The sequence below is a fragment of the Bradyrhizobium sp. NBAIM03 genome (assembly GCF_020194055.1).
GTDB lineage: Bacteria > Pseudomonadota > Alphaproteobacteria > Rhizobiales > Xanthobacteraceae > Bradyrhizobium > Bradyrhizobium yuanmingense.
In genome coordinates this window covers 381,368-397,046 of record NZ_JADYVS010000004.1, presented here as the reverse complement: position 1 = coordinate 397,046, position 15,679 = coordinate 381,368, and the positions used below count along the sequence as shown (strand labels likewise).

11 protein-coding genes and 2 pseudogenes are annotated in these 15,679 nt (G+C 60.8%); 8 read left to right on the top strand and 5 right to left on the bottom strand.

What is annotated here, in order from left to right; all coding sequences use genetic code 11:
* Window positions 1-23 precede the first annotated feature (23 nt).
* From I6F21_RS08770 to I6F21_RS08755, 4 genes are all read left to right on the top strand, one after another.
* Entirely contained in the window at window positions 24-863 is an 840-nt protein-coding gene (locus tag I6F21_RS08770; protein ID WP_225143510.1) for a transketolase, read from the top strand.
* Window positions 860-1,870 carry a transketolase family protein gene (locus I6F21_RS08765; protein ID WP_225143508.1) on the top strand — a complete coding sequence of 337 codons (1,011 nt, stop codon included), beginning with the start codon at window positions 860-862 and terminating at the stop codon, window positions 1,868-1,870. Before I6F21_RS08770 ends, I6F21_RS08765 begins: the two co-directional genes overlap by 4 nt.
* Window positions 1,871-2,045: 175 nt before the next feature.
* Window positions 2,046-3,071: a TRAP transporter substrate-binding protein gene (locus tag I6F21_RS08760; protein WP_225143506.1), complete on the top strand. Its 1,026-nt coding sequence runs from the start codon at window positions 2,046-2,048 to the stop codon at window positions 3,069-3,071.
* Window positions 3,068-4,960, top strand: a complete 1,893-nt coding sequence (locus I6F21_RS08755) for a TRAP transporter large permease subunit (RefSeq protein ID WP_225183018.1) — start codon at window positions 3,068-3,070, stop codon at window positions 4,958-4,960. Before I6F21_RS08760 ends, I6F21_RS08755 begins: the two co-directional genes overlap by 4 nt.
* 629 nt (window positions 4,961-5,589) lie before the next feature.
* On the opposite strand, the gene I6F21_RS08750 is transcribed toward I6F21_RS08755, so the two are convergent.
* The 4 genes from I6F21_RS08750 to I6F21_RS08735 all read right to left on the bottom strand — a co-directional run bounded on the left by I6F21_RS08750 (window position 5,590) and on the right by I6F21_RS08735 (window position 8,163).
* Entirely contained in the window at window positions 5,590-5,880 is a 291-nt protein-coding gene (locus tag I6F21_RS08750; RefSeq protein ID WP_225131104.1) for a hypothetical protein, read from the bottom strand.
* Window positions 5,881-6,025: 145 nt separating this feature from the next.
* Entirely contained in the window at window positions 6,026-6,883 is an 858-nt protein-coding gene (locus I6F21_RS08745; RefSeq protein WP_225131102.1) for a serine protease, read from the bottom strand.
* A 169-nt stretch (window positions 6,884-7,052) separates the two neighbouring features.
* On the bottom strand, window positions 7,053-7,808 hold the full coding sequence (locus I6F21_RS08740; RefSeq protein WP_225131100.1) for a hypothetical protein: 756 nt from the start codon (window positions 7,806-7,808) through the stop codon (window positions 7,053-7,055).
* A gap of 70 nt (window positions 7,809-7,878) precedes the next feature.
* Window positions 7,879-8,163 carry a hypothetical protein gene (locus I6F21_RS08735; protein ID WP_225131098.1) on the bottom strand — a complete coding sequence of 95 codons (285 nt, stop codon included), beginning with the start codon at window positions 8,161-8,163 and terminating at the stop codon, window positions 7,879-7,881.
* A 603-nt stretch (window positions 8,164-8,766) separates the two neighbouring features.
* Between I6F21_RS08735 and I6F21_RS08730 the strand changes: the two genes are divergently transcribed.
* From I6F21_RS08730 to I6F21_RS08720, 3 genes are read left to right on the top strand one after another with little or no spacing between them, the layout of a single operon-like run.
* The gene (locus I6F21_RS08730) at window positions 8,767-10,038 is read left to right on the top strand and encodes a phospholipase D-like domain-containing protein (protein ID WP_306469184.1); all 1,272 of its coding nucleotides are present in this window, start codon (window positions 8,767-8,769) and stop codon (window positions 10,036-10,038) included.
* 41 nt (window positions 10,039-10,079) lie between these two features.
* Entirely contained in the window at window positions 10,080-10,841 is a 762-nt protein-coding gene (locus I6F21_RS08725; protein ID WP_225143501.1) for a hypothetical protein, read from the top strand.
* A gap of 32 nt (window positions 10,842-10,873) precedes the next feature.
* The gene (locus I6F21_RS08720; protein WP_225183017.1) at window positions 10,874-12,130 is read left to right on the top strand and encodes an endonuclease/exonuclease/phosphatase family protein; all 1,257 of its coding nucleotides are present in this window, start codon (window positions 10,874-10,876) and stop codon (window positions 12,128-12,130) included.
* A gap of 153 nt (window positions 12,131-12,283) precedes the next feature.
* Here I6F21_RS08720 and I6F21_RS08715 read toward each other — a convergent pair.
* Window positions 12,284-13,605 (bottom strand): annotated as a pseudogene (locus I6F21_RS08715) (DUF3422 domain-containing protein).
* Window positions 13,606-14,703: 1,098 nt separating this feature from the next.
* Here I6F21_RS08715 and I6F21_RS08710 point away from each other — a divergent pair.
* Window positions 14,704-15,436, top strand: a pseudogene (locus I6F21_RS08710) (IS701 family transposase); the annotation flags it as partial.
* Window positions 15,437-15,679 lie beyond the last annotated feature (243 nt).

Below are 15,679 nucleotides of genomic sequence, written 5' to 3'. Positions count from 1 at the left end.
CCAGCAAGACAAGGTCCAGATCGATGGAAACGCTCACTAATACGCCCAAGCTGGCGGACCGCGCCTACAACATTCGCCGCAATGCGCTGCGCATGGGCGAGGTCCAGGGCCAGGGCTATATCGCACAGGCGCTGGACATCTCGGACGTTCTCGCCGTGGCCTATTTCCACGCGATGCGCTACCGGCCGGAAGATCCCTCCTGGGAAGACCGCGACCGCTTCCTATTATCAAACGGGCACTACGCCATCGCGCTCTATGCGGCTTTGATCGAGGCGGGGATTGTCCCCGAGGACGAGCTCGAAACCTACGGCAGCGACGAGAGCCGCCTGCCGATGTCGGGCATGCGCTCCTACACGCCCGGAATGGAGATGTCGGGCGGCTCGCTCGGGCTTGGGCTCAGCATCGCCGTCGGCATGGGCCTCGGGCTCAAGCGCAAGAAATCCGAGGCGCGGGTGTACACGTTGTTCTCCGATGGCGAGCTCGACGAGGGGGCGGTCTGGGAAGCTATTCAGTCGGCGGGCCATTACAGGCTCGACAATCTGATCGGCATCGTCGACGTCAACAATCAGCAGGCGGACGGTCCTTCCACGCAGGTGATGGCGTTCGAGCCGCTGGTCGAGAAGCTTCAGGCTTTCGGCTGGTTCGTGCAGCGGATCGACGGCAATGATCTCGATGCCGTCGTTGCCGCGTTCGATGCCGCCAAGTCTCATCCCGCGCCCAAGCCGCGGATGATCGTCGCCGACACGCTGATGGGCAAGGGCGTTCACTTCCTGGAGCAGCGCGAGAAGAACCATTTCATCCGCGTCGAGCAGCACGAATGGCAGCTCGCCCTGGCCGCGCTGGAAGCCGGGAGGCAGGCATGAAGACCGTCAGATCAGCACCCCAGCCGGGCAAGCCGCGCCTGACGACTTCAGCCATGATCGCTTCGATCGCGGCGGAGGGGCAAAAGACGAAACCGGCGCCGTTTGGACACGCGCTCGTCGAGCTCGCGCGCAGCCGTCCCGATGTGGTCGGCATGACGGCCGATCTTGGCAAATACACGGACCTGCACATCTTCGCGAAGGAATTTCCGGACCGCTATTACCAGATGGGCATGGCCGAACAGCTTCTGTTCGGCGCCGCTTCGGGCCTCGCCGCGGAAGGCTTCATGCCGTTCGCGACCACCTATGCCGTGTTCGCCTCGCGGCGCGCCTACGATTTCATTCACCAGACGATTGCGGAGGAAGACCGCAACGTGAAGATCGTCTGTGCACTGCCCGGCCTGACATCGGGCTATGGCCCGAGCCATCAGGCCGCGGAGGACCTTGCGCTGTTTCGCGCCATGCCGAACATGACGGTCATCGATCCCTGCGATGCTCATGAAATCGAGCAACTGGTGCCCGCGATCGCGGCGCATCAGGGCCCGGTCTATATGCGCCTGCTGCGAGGCCAGGTGCCGGTCGTGCTGGACGAATACGACTACAAGTTCGAGCTCGGCAAGGCCAAGCTGATCCGTGACGGGAAGGATGTTCTAATCATCTCGTCCGGCATCATGACAATGCGTGCGCTCGAGGCGTTGCAAACTCTGAAGAACGACCGCGTCGATGCCGCGGTGCTCCACGTTCCGACCATCAAGCCACTCGACGCCGAGGCGATACTGCGTGAAGCCGGTAAGTCAGGCCGGCTGGTCGTCGTTGCCGAAAACCACACGACGATTGGCGGTCTCGGCGAGGCGATCGCCGCACTCCTGATGCGTTCAGGCGTCCATCCGCCTTTCCGCCAGATTGCATTGCCGGACGAATTCCTTGACGCCGGCGCACTTCCGACGCTGCACGACCGCTACGGCATTTCGACCGCCGAGGTCGCAAGGCAGATCAAGCAGTGGCTTTAGCGGACCGGCACTAAACGCCAGTCAGGCTCCGAGTGAAGAGTTCCACCCGCTGCAGATTGCGGCGGGCGAGCGATGGCTGTTGCCCGAATTTGGGCGGTCGAAGAGCCCGGACAGCTGGAAACCAGCGCAGGCCCATGCAGCCGGCACAACATCAATACAGGATCAGGAGGAAAACATGACTGTCTCGAAGCCCGGAAGCATCAGCCGCCGTTCGCTATTAATCGCGGCGAGCGCCGTACCTCTCTGCGGGATTCTGACCCGTCCGGCCTCTGCCGCCGAGTTCGTCTACAAGTTCGCAACCGGACAGGACCCGACCCATCCGGTGAACATCCGCGCGCAAGAGGCGATCGAGCGCATCCGAGAAGCGACGAGCGGCAGGCTCGAGATCAGGCTGTTCCGGGCCAATCAGCTCGGCTCCGACACCGAACTACTGACCCAGGTTCGCAGCGGCGGCGTCGAGTTCTTCAACCTATCGTCCTCGATCCTCGCCACTCTGTTGCCGAGCGCCGGCATTGTGAACACCGGCTTCGCATTCACCGACTACGACAGCGTGTGGAAGGCGATGGACGGCGAGCTCGGCACCTACATCCGGGCGCAGATCGCCAAGACATCGATCATGGCGGTGTCGAAGGCCTGGGATAACGGCTTCCGCCAGGTGACCTCGTCCGGCCGCGAGATCCGCACCCCGGATGATCTGAAGAATTTCCAGATCCGCGTTCCGCCCGCGCCGCTGCTCACCTCGCTCTTCAAGGCGCTCGGCGCCGGGCCCACCCCGATCAACTTCAACGAGGTCTATTCCGCGCTGCAGACCAAGGTCGTCGACGGCCAGGAGAATCCGTTGCCCATCATAGCGACCGCGCGCCTCTATGAGGTGCAGAGCACGTGCAGCCTGACGGGGCATGTCTGGGACGGCTACTGGATCCTCGGCAACAAGCGCGCCTTCGAGCGCCTGCCCAAGGACGTACAGGAGATCGTGACGCGCGAGCTCGATCGCTCCGCGGTCGATCAGCGTGCCGACATCGCAAAGCTCAGCCAGTCGCTGCGCAACGATCTCTCGGCCAAGGGTCTCAAATTCATCGACGTCGATCGCGCCGCCTTCCGCCAGGCCCTGGCGAAGACCAGCTTCTACGCGGACTGGAAAGGCAAGTTCGGCGAGGAAGCATGGTCGCAACTCGAAAAAGCCGCGGGCCAATTATCATGACCAGTGTGAGTCATACGCCCCACGTCGAGGTCGGTGCGGCGGCCAGCGCGACGCAGGCTGGCCGGCGCAGTTGGGTGCTGACAGCGAACACCGTCCTCGGTCATCTCGTCGCTGTCCCGGCAGCACTGCTCGTGCTGGCGGAGATCGCGGTGCTATCAGCGGGCATCGTGGGCCGATACGTCTTCCGCTCGCCGCTTATCTGGTCTGACGAACTCGCCAGCATTCTCTTCCTCTGGCTCGCCATGCTGGGATCCGTGATTGCGTTCCAACGCGGCGAGCACATGCGCATGACCGCCATTGTCGGTGTGCTGCGTGCGGAAGTTCGCGCATTCCTGGACACGGTCGCGGCCGCAGCATCGCTGGCCTTCCTGGTGCTGGTCGTCTGGCCGGCCTATGAGTTCGCGGCCGACGAGGCCTTCGTGACGACGCCGGCCCTCGAGATCGTCAACAGCTGGCGCGCGGCGGCGTTGCCGATCGGGATTGGATTGATGCTGGTCGCAGCGGTCCTCCGCCTCATCCGCATCGCGAGCCCGCGCAGCTTGCTGGCTTCCTTGGCGCTCGTTGCAGGCATCATTGCGACCTTCGTTCTGCTCGCTCCCGTCTTGAAGCCGCTCGGCAATCAGAATCTTCTGATCTTCTTCGTTTTCGTCGTCGGCGCAATGGTCTTCGCGGCCGTTCCGATCGCGTTCGCATTTGGCCTTGCGACGGTCGGCTATCTCGCCTTGACGACCAGCACGCCCGACGTGGTGATGATCGGGCGAATGGACGAGGGCATGAGCCACCTGATCCTGCTCGCCGTGCCGCTCTTCGTCTTTCTCGGCCTCCTGATCGAGATGACGGGCATGGCGCGCGCCATGGTCAGCTTCCTGGCGAGCCTGCTGGGCCACGTGCGGGGCGGGTTGCACTACGTGCTGGTCGGAGCGATGTATCTGGTCTCGGGCATTTCCGGCTCCAAGGCAGCGGACATGGCTGCGGTGGCTCCTGTGCTGTTTCCCGAGATGCGGCAGCGCGGGGCCAAACCGGGTGACCTCGTTGCGCTTCTGGCGGCAACCGGAGCGCAGACCGAAACGATCCCGCCCTCGCTAGTCCTGATCACAATCGGCTCGGTGACCGGCGTGTCGATCTCGGCGCTCTTCACTGGCGGGTTGCTCCCGGGCGTGGTGCTCGCGGTCATGCTCGCGGCCGTGGTCTGGTGGCGATATCGCCGCGAGGACCTGTCTCACGTCAAAAGGGCGAGGGCCCGGGAGATTGGCCGCGCCTTCGTCATCGCGATACCGGCCATCGCGCTGCCTTTCGTGATCCGGACCGCGGTCGTCGAAGGCGTCGCGACTGCAACGGAGGTCTCGACCATCGGCATTCTTTATTCGGCCTGCGCGGGTCTCTTCGTCTATCGCCAGTTCGACTGGCGTCGCATCTATCCGATGCTGGTCGAGACAGCCTCGCTGTCAGGCGCGATTCTGCTCATCATCGGCGCGGCGACAGGCATGGCCTGGGCACTGACCCAATCGGGATTTTCTGCCTCTCTGGCCAAATTCATGACCAGCCTTCCCGGCGGGGTCCCCGTCTTCCTGGCCGTGACGATCGTGACTTTCGTGATCCTCGGCAGCGTGCTGGAGGGAATCCCGGCTATCGTCCTGTTCGGCCCGCTGCTGTTCCCGATCGCGCGGCAGGTCGGGGTGCACGACGTCCACTACGCGATGGTGGTCGTTCTCGCCATGGGCATCGGCCTGTTCGCGCCGCCGTTCGGCGTCGGTTACTATGCCGCCTGCGCCATCAGCCGCATCAACCCGGACGAGGGCATGAAGCCGATCGTGGGCTACATGATCGCGCTGCTGATCGGCACCCTGATCGTCGCAGCCGTGCCCTGGTTGTCGATCGGCTTCCTTTGACGAGCTCGGCAGGAGCCTCGCGGAAACCCGTGCCTCCTGCTCGGGCGAATTTCGGCAGGTAAAGGGGCAGGCCGTCGCAAGGCATATCGATCTGCTCGACCTGGCCCTTGCCAACCTCCGTCACCCGGAGCTTCTTGCCTCCGAGCGTGAAGGCACAGTTCGTCGGCTGAGGCCCAGTTTGCAATTGTTGCCGAATCTGCTGAAGTGAGACTTGTTGATCTTCGAGGACCGAAATGGTTGACGTGACCTGGCGCGCGCGATTTCGTTTGAAACCAGCGCCACCTTCGGGCAGCGTCAAGAGGTCATATTTCGCGACGACCGCCGGCTTCTTCGTGAAGATGATGCTCAAGGTCTCGTCGAGCTGATAATACCCTCCCAGTGTGAGAAAATCGGTGCCTGGCGGGAATGTGTAGGTGTAGCTCGCGGTCCCATTGAATTTCACGGCGACCTGAGCCGTGAATTTGGGGTTGTCGATGGCCGAGCCTGCGAGAGCCGTGGCCTGCACGGAACGATAGAGCCAATCCTTGATCGCCAGATTCTTTGTGAGCGAATGGTACGAAATCGTTTCGCACTCGCAGGGCAGGGCACTATCGAGGATAGGTTTTTCAGAGTCGAAATTGATCGACGCTTCAGGTATGGCTGCCCCTCATATCAAGGGTGACGCCGTTACCACCGCCGATGACCCAGTTCGAGAAGGGTGTCGTCGCCGTAGCGGGCACCTTCCGCGTCAAGCCGACACCAGGAACGATATCCGCTTCTGATTTTGGATTGAGTGTGACCGCGATCTTCCAGTTTCGTGCATTGAACAGTTCATGCGGCACCTCGCGGTCAAGCGTGCCGAGCGCATCCTGGAGCTCGCAGGCCGAATGGAGCATGATCTCCCCCATCGGCAGAGCCCAGTCCGGAGCAATGTCGGGCACGATGACGCATCCGCCGAGCCCGCCTGCCAGCACAAGCGCTAATCGCCGCGATCCTGTCACGTTCGTCCCCCTGCCTCGTTCGTTCCCCGCTGCATGCGAAATCGCTTCCCCTCGCGATCCTGCCTTATGCAGCTACCCGCTCGCACTATTGCAGGCCATCCCCCGCAATGCGCTCCTGCCGCAAAGTCACGTAACCGGCCCACCATCCGCGCCAGCGATCGACAGCGGGCCCACTTTCCAACCGATACGCAAAGACCGCCGAACCGCCACCGCTATCGATACTGCAGGTGATATCGTGTGCATTATTTTCGCTCTCTGCCTTCGGCACACAGGCTACAACCTTGTAGCCGGGCTCTGCAGCAAATCGGGATTGGTAGTTGCGGGAATGCGATGCCAGGGCGACGGGGTGATCGTCCTTGGTCTCTGAAACCGTGTAGCTTCTCTCAAGCTTGGCGGGGCCCAGGGGCGCTTTCGACGCCGTCCCGTCGACCGCAATGGTGGTGTTCGCGTCGACCACGAGATCGTCCTGAGCCACGCGCCAACACCGCTTGTCCTCGGCAATGTCATACAAAGGACTTGCGATTAGCTCCGACGCGGGGATGAAGTAATTCACACCGTTTACTTTGCGTGTCTCGCCGCCGAAGGTCCACTGGACAATGCCGCCTGCCGCGATACCCAACAGAAAGCCGTGATCTTCGAAAACCGGGCCCCCGCTGTTGCCCGGGTTCATCACAGTGTCCGTCTGCCACCGCAGTTCCTTGGGTGGGGAGCCGTGATTGCTGATCAGACCGCCCGACAAGCTCAGGTCCTGATTGAGCGGAAAGCCCAGTACGAGCACCGAAGTGCCCATCGGAGCCTGGGACGGTTTTAAGACAATGGGGATAGGGCAGCGCTTCCCGCCCGCGTCGGAAACGGGTGTGCTCAGCTGGAGCAGCGCTAGATCACGATCCGGATGGTGAAGAGAGGAGTGGGCGGACAAGTGCCTCGCGCCGTCTGGGCTCATGTCGAACCGCGCGACACTTTTGCTCTCGCTGCGGTCAGTCCAGGGGGCTGGCGATTGCCAAGGAAAAGCATCCGATCGTAACCAGCTACTGACATCGAACCAACCCTTGGGACAACCCCACGAGCCAGACGTCTCTCATACGGGGGCTGACCTCCAGTATGTCGCTCTGCTACCGCCGATTCATCCGCAGGGTGCCGATCTTGAGAGGCTCCGCCGCAAGTGCGAAGGTGAGATTTTGCTGGGACTTTTTCTCGTGGCCGCGAAGCGCTTTCATGATGGATGGGTGATCCGTCGTGAAGAGAAGCTTCTCATCGAGGCACGCCTCAACTTCCTTCTTAGGCCGCTTGTCGGATACGAGGCCGAGCATCAGGATTGGGCGGATCGTCGGCTTAACATTAATGCCGGGCGAGGTAGCTCGCGCGTCACCCATGACGGGATCCGTTTCCCAATACTTATCGGGATCGAAGAAAATCATGGGGGTCACTTCGTCGAGGGTCTTCGCGTAGTAGTTCCGCTCCACGTCCTGGTAGACCTCCCGCATGGTTCCGCCGCCGCCTCGCCCATAGACGATGCCGGCACGCGAATTGTTGACGAGGGCCTCTTCCCTTAGGCTGTTCTGAAAATACTTTGCATAGTGTGTTGCGAAGGGCATAGTCGGCTCGGCACCGTAGAGCCAGGTCGGGATAGCGAGGCTGACGGGGAGAATTTCGGGCGCCTTGGCTCGCGCCTCGAGCGCTACTTTCAGCCATCTGCGTGCGTCGTCAATGGCGCCGAGCTTTTCGTCCTTGATGGTCCAGGTGTCAGTAAAAAGGTCATCCAGAATGGGCGCCTTCGGTACAGCGCTTAAAAGGCCGATCGCTTCGTCGAGCGGACCTACGCTCTCGAACGATGAAAAAGCCACGCCCAGATGAGCGGCCTCCATCACCCCCGGCCCTCCGCCCGTGACCAAGAGAAAGTGCGCGCGGGCAAGTTCGCGCGCCAAATAAGCAATGGCTTTATAGGCCGCATGGTCTCGCGGAAAGACTGTGACCTCCCATCACGCCGACCAGCGGCCGTTGAACCGTTTTCAGAAAGATGCGTAGGGCATCGGCGATGGCTGCGTCGTGCGCGGCTTGCGCGGCGCGGACGGCGAGTGACGTTGGCACCGGCCCGCCGTCGGTTGCGAACTCACGGTAGATCGCAAAGTCCCGGGAGAGCGTGAAGCCCATGGGGTCCCATGGGTTGAAGCCTCCGAGCAACTCCTGAGCGGTGTACAGTTGGCTAGGCACAATGACGCCCATCGCAAAGCCTCCGGCGAAAATGACAAAAGTAATTCAGCGTGAGACGTTTCGACGGGCGTTATACACCCGCCGCACGTATTGCGCGAGCGTCGTATTCGTGCATGATGCGCCTCGAAGCGGGGGAGCGATCATGGTCGCGGCGGTGACAGTCAAAGCCTATGCTAGCCCGAGCTGCGTGCTCTTGACGTTCGATTGGAAAGACGGCGCCGAACACGAAGATTTCCTTGGGTTCGCCATCCAGCGCAATCCGGGTTATGGGCGCGACAGAAAGCCGCAATTCTTATTCAACAAGCTCGACTTTGTGCCCCTCGCGGAGGACGCCCGCCCAAAGGGAAGCGATAAGGCGCCGATCCAAAAGTTCAACTGGTGGGACGGCGGGATCAACCTAGACGATCAAGGCCAGACGTTCGAGTATACAGTTATTCCTGTGCTTGGCACCAGCCCAGGCGATCTGCAGCTCCAGGACGCGGCGGCCGGAAAAAGAACCGTGACGGTGCCAAGGCCCCTCGAAGGACAGATCGCCACCTACTTCAATCGCGCCGTCGTCAGCGCGCAGAGCTTTGCCAAGCAAAAGGACAAGCCGCTTGAGAAGCGGATGGATGGCTGGCCAACGGCCTGCAAAACGCCATTCCTCAAATCCTCAGCGAGAGCGACGCATTTGAATGCGCCATCTATCATCTGTCGGACGACCGGTGGATCATCCCGGCTTTCGAGGCCTTCAAAGGGCGCGGCTCGATCATCTATTTCGAGAAAGCTGACGACACCAAGTCCCGCGCCGCCGCGCATCGGATCGCGGAGGCACGACCCAACATCTCGATCCATAAGCGGGATGCCATATCCAAGCTAATGCACGATAAGTTCATCATCTTCTACCGGAAAAAGCATGAGCAGGCCGTCTTGATGGGCTCGACCAACTTTACGCCTGAAGCCCAAACGATCCAGGCCAACCTCCTTCATATCATCCATTCCCGCGAACTTGCCGCGCTTTACGCCGAGCGCGCGAACGTGCTGGCCAAAAATCTCGGCAAGAAAGATATGGACCCGCCGGACTGGAACGACGTCACGGACGTCGACGGCACCGAAATGCGCGTCTTCTTTTTGCCCGAGCCCGGCGAAAGCCGAAAGTTTCTCGACACGGTGACCGAGGCGGTCAAGAACGCGAAGTCCTCCGTGCTGTTCTGCATGTACACGGCCTCCGACAAGGATCTCATGGAGGCAATCTTTGCCAAGGGAGACTCGTCGAAGCACTTGATCTACGGGCTTCTCAACAGCATCGATGATCCCGACAAGCCGACCAAAAAGGGCGAGAAGCGCAAGCTTCCGGAGATCGCCGCGACCATTTTCCATCGCTCGCAGAATAACCCGGACACACTTCCCTACGCCGCTTTTAGCGCCAATGCGCCACGCGGCTTCCTGCCCGAGCTCAAGACCATCGATACCTCACCGTTTGATGCCTCCGCCGCAAAAGGCAAAGCAAAACCGGCAAAGAAAGCCACAAAGAAGAAATCGAGTGGCCCGCCGCCTATCCACGTGCATCACAAATTCATCGTGATCGATGGGGATACGGAGACGCCCACCATTTACACGGGCTCGCCGAACTTCAGCAAGGCATCGGAAAACTCAAACGACGAGAATGTCCTTGAGATCAAGGGCAACACGCATCTGGCCCAAGCCTATGTTGCCGAGTTGATGCGCCTCTACAATCACTACCGTGCCCGCGCGATCTGGAACAAGACCCACGAAAAGACAGGCACGAAACCGAAGCCGGGCTCGGAGGCCGATCCTCTTGTCCTCAAGCAAACGCGGGATGAGTGGGTGAAAGACGCCTATAAGAAAGGCACAAAGGCCGCTCTCGCCAGGGAGCGCGGCTTATAGGGGCGCTCTGATGTTTTCGTTTCTCAGACGTTGCTTGAATTTTGTTTTTTGTACTCGAACAAACCATTTCCGATCGAACCTATTCAATTGCAATCATGGCCCAGACCCCACGATCCTCAGCCCTTCTCCGTCTTTCCAAACGCTATACCATCATCGCTGTCGCGGCCTGGACCATCGCCGGCGCTGTGATCGCCGGGGTCTGGAAGGTCTACGAGTTTCAGACCGAGCAGGCCCGGCTCCTTAGTGAATCGCTTGCGAAGCAGGCCGAAGTCATTGCCGAGCGCGACGAGGCACGCAGCCAGGCCGCGCTGACCCGAAGGATCGAGGCGCAGAAGCCCTTCTTGCAGAAGAAGCTCGATCTCTTCTTCGAGACCATTCAGCAGGCTCAGCGCCTGACAGAGTGGGAGCTCGACCCTAAAGATGAAACCTGGAAGCAGGCGACCAAGCGCTTTTGGGAATTGCGTTGGGGCGAATTGGAGATGGTAGGCGATGCCGGCGTCCGGAACGCCGCGCGGCTTGTCGGCCAGCAGATCACAGAGACGGAGGAATTTCCAAGCCGCGACAGGCACGATCTCCGTTGGGCGGTTGAGTGCTTGGCGGACGAGCTTCGCTTTGCCATCGAGCACGCGTGGGGAATCGATCGAAATGCCACGCGCGAGAGCGTGCTGCGCGGGGAGGGAGCCACCGGTAAGCTTCCCAATGGCTGTGTCGCTGGCAACCGCGATCCCATCCGCCCGGCCGGCATGCAACCCCTCAAGGCAAAGGGAAACCTTCACCAAGTACGGTCGCCCCAAACTGAATAGGGCCGGTCTGTTGCAAACGTCTGGAGCACTACATGATTCTTCGCCGATCTGTCCTGTTCGCCCTCGTCTTGTTGCTCGGCACAGCGCCGACGGCCCACGCGCGTGACATCCGAATTGCGACATGGAATCTGGGCTGGCATCTCAGCCAGGTCGAGGCGAAGGAGTGGATTCGTGATTGCGGTCAACCTTTCGCCCTCAATCCAGCGAGTGGATTGTTTGAACCCTCGACGGCAGGGGCCACCAAGCCGGGCTGGGAGCTCAAATGGGGACGAAACGCAAAGATCAAATGGGACATCGCGGCAAAGCCGCCATGCGACGTTTACCAGGCCAATTTCAAGATCGTGCCGGTGACCGAAGCCGCCTACCAAAAGCGCTCGCAGCAACTCCAGGATTTCATCCGAACGAACCTCGATCCTGACATCATCACTTTTCAGGAGGTTAGCGGCGCCACCGCCGTTCGCGAGGTTCTGCCCAACAACGGTGCTGATTACGAGATTTGTTCGTTCGACACGTTCAAGGTCCAGCGGCTCGCGATTGCTTGGAAAAAGAACCTCGGGACGGGCTCCGATTGTGGGGTCGTTGCGCCCCTATCACTCCCGGATCTAGCCGCCGTAGATCAGGTGCGCCCGGGCTTATCACTGACGCTGGAGATCGACGGCAAGCCGTTGCGTGTTATGACCGTGCATCTCAAATCCTCCTGCGTCAGCCCGCTCGAAGACCGCGGCAAGCTTGACGGCGGGGGCGATGCGTGTGCCATTCTGCAGAAACAGGTGCGCCCGTTGGAGGATTGGCTGGAAGCGAGCTCTGCCAGCATGCCGGTCGTTCTGATGGGAGACTTCAACCGCAATCTGTCGCACGAGAAAAATTCGATCGGAAAATCAGATATTCGCTCGGACGGAAGCGATCCCGCTTCCTCCCTTCCGAGTGGCGTCCTCGTTCGCAGCCTCTATGGCGAGGTCAATGATGGGGCCCCCACTTCCAGCGCCCTTTCCCATCTGGAGCCGGAATGCCCGGTCAACCCTGTCGCCAAGCAACTCTGCGAACGCTCGAAGCGTGAGCTCTTCGATCAAGAGGCCGTCAAGCCGCTGACAAAGGCCGATAGCCTTGGCTGCCGCAATCCCCTGGGCCTTGATCAGATGCTCGTGAGCGCGAGCCTTTCGATTCCAGATCCTGCCATCAAGGTTGCGATCGGGCGCTTCGGCGGGACGCGCCCGGCAGGCCAAGGCCATCCGGATCCTTTGCTGGCCATTTCAGATCATTGTCCCTCCAAAGCGACGCTTCGTTTCTAGTGCAAGGGCGACTGAGCCGATCCAAAAATGCCTCGCCCGGTTAGTCCGGGCGGGGCATTACCTTGCGCAGGAGCCGGCCGCGATCTTGCGGCAGCGTCGCACCACGATCATGCGAGCTTCGCAGGATGGACGCACTGATTCTGTTAAGGAGCGTCAGTCGCAAGCAACCGAGGGCGCGTTGTCGTGCTTGAGGTGTCGCTTTCGGACATTGTAACTCACCAGCCAGATCACGCCGACTGCGATCGGCACGAAGGCTGCGGTCAGGAACGAGGGCTCTACTCGCAGTCCGACGTCATGCGCGCCCTTGGCAAGATAGCTAAACAAGCTGACCACATAATATCCTATCGCTCCGACCGACAATCCTTCCGTGCACTGCAGCCGAAGTTGCTGTCTGGCGCGCTCGTTGATAGCCTGCAACAGGTCACGATGTTGTCGTTCGATTTCGACGTCGACACGGGTTCGCAACAGATCGGCGGCACGCGCGAGCTTGACCGACAGAGCCGCCTGACGATCCTCTACGGTCGCGCAGGTTCGCATTGCGGGCGCCATGCGGCGCGCCAGAAACGACGACCAGGTTGGATAACCCGAGACATCGTTGCCTTCAATGATGGACAGTCGCGATTGGACCAGCTCGTTGTAGGCTCTGCTGGCGCCGAAGCGAAACAGGCTGCCGGTCGCGCCTTTTTCGAAGCAGGCGGCCAGCGCCGTCAACTCGGCAAGCAGATGGTTGTTGAACTGCAGCCCCTCACCGCTTTGCATTTTTTCGAGCGCCTCAACAAGACGGCGGTCGATGCGATCAACGGAAGGTGCAAGCTCAAGGGCGGCCGACAGGCCAAGCAGCGCCAGTGGACGGTAGGTCTCGATCTCCAGGAGCCGTTGCACCAGCGCTCCGAGATCCTGCGACGTCAATCCGAGGTCGCAGACGAGGATTTTCGTAAAGCCTTTTTCGTCTACGCGGAAGTCTGAGGCGGCAACGCCTGCGCGTTCTTTGTGGCAACCATGGCCAGGCTGTTTTTGTCAAAAACCTGTTCGGCGCGCCTGGTCGGCGAGGCATCCTGCTCCACTTCTAGCCTGATCGCGACCAGCAACTGTCCGGTCTGACGCAACGCGCGGATCAGCGATCGGACGGTACCATCAACTTTGTCAAATCGGTCTGCGGCGGAAACATTTGTGTTACTCCAGATCCAGGTAAATGTTGTGAATTCCGAATGCTGCTCCCAACGTAGCGTAGCGGTCCCGATGACAATCTGATGAAGTTTCGCCGATTGCTCAGGTGGCGGAAGATTGCGCTCGAGGCAAAAATCGATAAAGCGGCAGCGATCGCTTGTGGCCGCCTCACCCTGCGCAAGAAAAGCCAAGTGGATCACGCTGAATGGCGAAACAAGGCGCGTGAAAGGGCGTGCGTGCACTTCGCCGAGCACGGCGTCGCGTTGCGGATGTGGCGTGAAGGTTCGCAGATCCAATTCATCGACCATGTATTGACATCTCTCTTCAGGGTGAGCAAGCAACTGTCAGCCGCGCGAGGCCGTGGCAAGCAGGAGCGTCTTCCGTTCCCCCGGCGGGGTGCAGACAGGCAACCTCCGGTGCGGCAACCACACTGTCCATTGACAGATCGAGGCCCAAACACGACTCCCATCTTGCTGCCGCCGCCCTGACGCGGAGAGGCGGTGCAGGATTTGGGCCAGCACTGCAGAAGGGGCACGCTTGTGTCCTTTGGCGCAATGTGGCTTTCGAAGACAGTTGGAGGCGGGTTTCAGACATGAAGCGCGCGCTTGTATTCTGACAGGATGCGTACGTGGCGCAGGCCACAGGAAATTGCCTGCTTCGCACGGTGATCGCTCGCCAGGCGGCTGAGACGCCATGCTGTGGACGGATTTGTTCATGCAGAGACCGGCGACTGACCGCGCCCGGACCAGCCGGGCAAGGCTTGGCCGATGGGCTGATAACGTCACGTCGCGTGAGGATGACGTGATCACGCAGCCGGAGCGCACGCTGTCATAGTCTTTTGAGGTGACATTCAGGGCAGTGCAAGCGCCGCGGCTCGACCGCAGTGAGACAGATACGTGGCGAATGTCGTGAGCGATCGACCGAATAGCGGCGGATCACAAGTACGGCCGACTCGACTTGGCGGGCGTATTGCTCAAGTGCGCTCGCGGAGGTTTTGATCCGTCTGTCGCCACGCGGCCGAGAGCCAATCTCGGTCAAACTCGCTCGCCGGTCTTTGCAGGACGCGAGGATCGCCACGTTCTCGTTGATGTCAGCTCTGTTTCGGATCGAGCGCACGAAGCGGCCTCTTCGATGGGTGGATCTGGCCGAAGGCCGGCTAAGCAGCCTCGATCGCCTATGGCGCAACAGCGGCGTCACAACGCTCATCCCCTGCCGGCTGCGCCGTCATTCCTCGCCAAACAAGAAAGTTCCTCCTCTGCTGTCGAGCCCCTGCGGGGTGCGCCGTCGATCACCTCCGGCCTGTCGATCACCATCGAGGCCGCAAGGTGCGGGCTCGGAAAACAGAGATCAAGGAGAACTACCATGGCGACCATCGGCACCTTCAAGACGACCGGCAACAACGAGTCCGGGCGCTCTATCTGCCAAAGGAATGGACGGACGACCCCGCTCGCCTGAAAGCCGCGCATGTCCCGAGCGATGGGCTTTGCTACGAAGCCCAAGATCGCGCGTCGAATGGTCGCTCCGCGATCGCCGCAAAGGTGCCGTTCTCGTTCGTAACGGCGGACAGCGTGTATGGCACAGGTGAGATCGAAACCCTGCTGCGCAAGGCGGGAAAAGGCTATGTTCTGGGCGTTGCTTCCAATCACGTGTTCCGTTCATGGGGCAAGCAGCAGCCGGTCGCCGGCACCGCCTCCGCGATCGCGCAGAGCCTTCCCAAGAAGTGGCCTGGCACCGCTCCGCCTCCGGCGAAGGGACCAAAGGTCCGCGCTGGCACTTGGCCGATCTCGACGCTGGTGAATACAACGACGACCTTGCCGGAGAATGGACGGGGGGTCTTCTGATCCGTCGCAACGTTACTGACGCCAGCTTGGCCTTCTCCACATGGTGCCCCAAGGGCAGGTCCATGCAGAAGCTGGCGTCGGTGGAAGGCCATCGCTGGGCTATAGAGGACAGCTTCGAAACCGCCAAGAACGAGCTCGGCCTTGACCACAACGAAAGCCGCTCCTGGCATGGCTGGCATCGCCATGTCTCACTCGTCATGCTGGCCTTCGCCATGATGGCCGTCATCCGTCATCGAGCCAACACTGGACCATCGCTCAAAAAATGCGACCGCGGCCTCGACCGAAGCATCGCTCTTGATCCGCTTGTCGATCCGGGAAATCCGCCCCATCGCCATGAAGCTTCCCCAGCGACTCATCTCGCACGCCTACGTCCTCGCATGGTCGTCCTGGCGTAGGGCTCATCAGGCCAACGCGCGCAAAGCCCATCTCAGGCAAAAATTGCAACTGTAATGCTAGTTAGGGCACCCGACGGAACACAGCAAGACCGAGTCGTCGTTCTCAGGGGGCAAATACAGCAGTGCCATTAGCCCACTACAAAAAT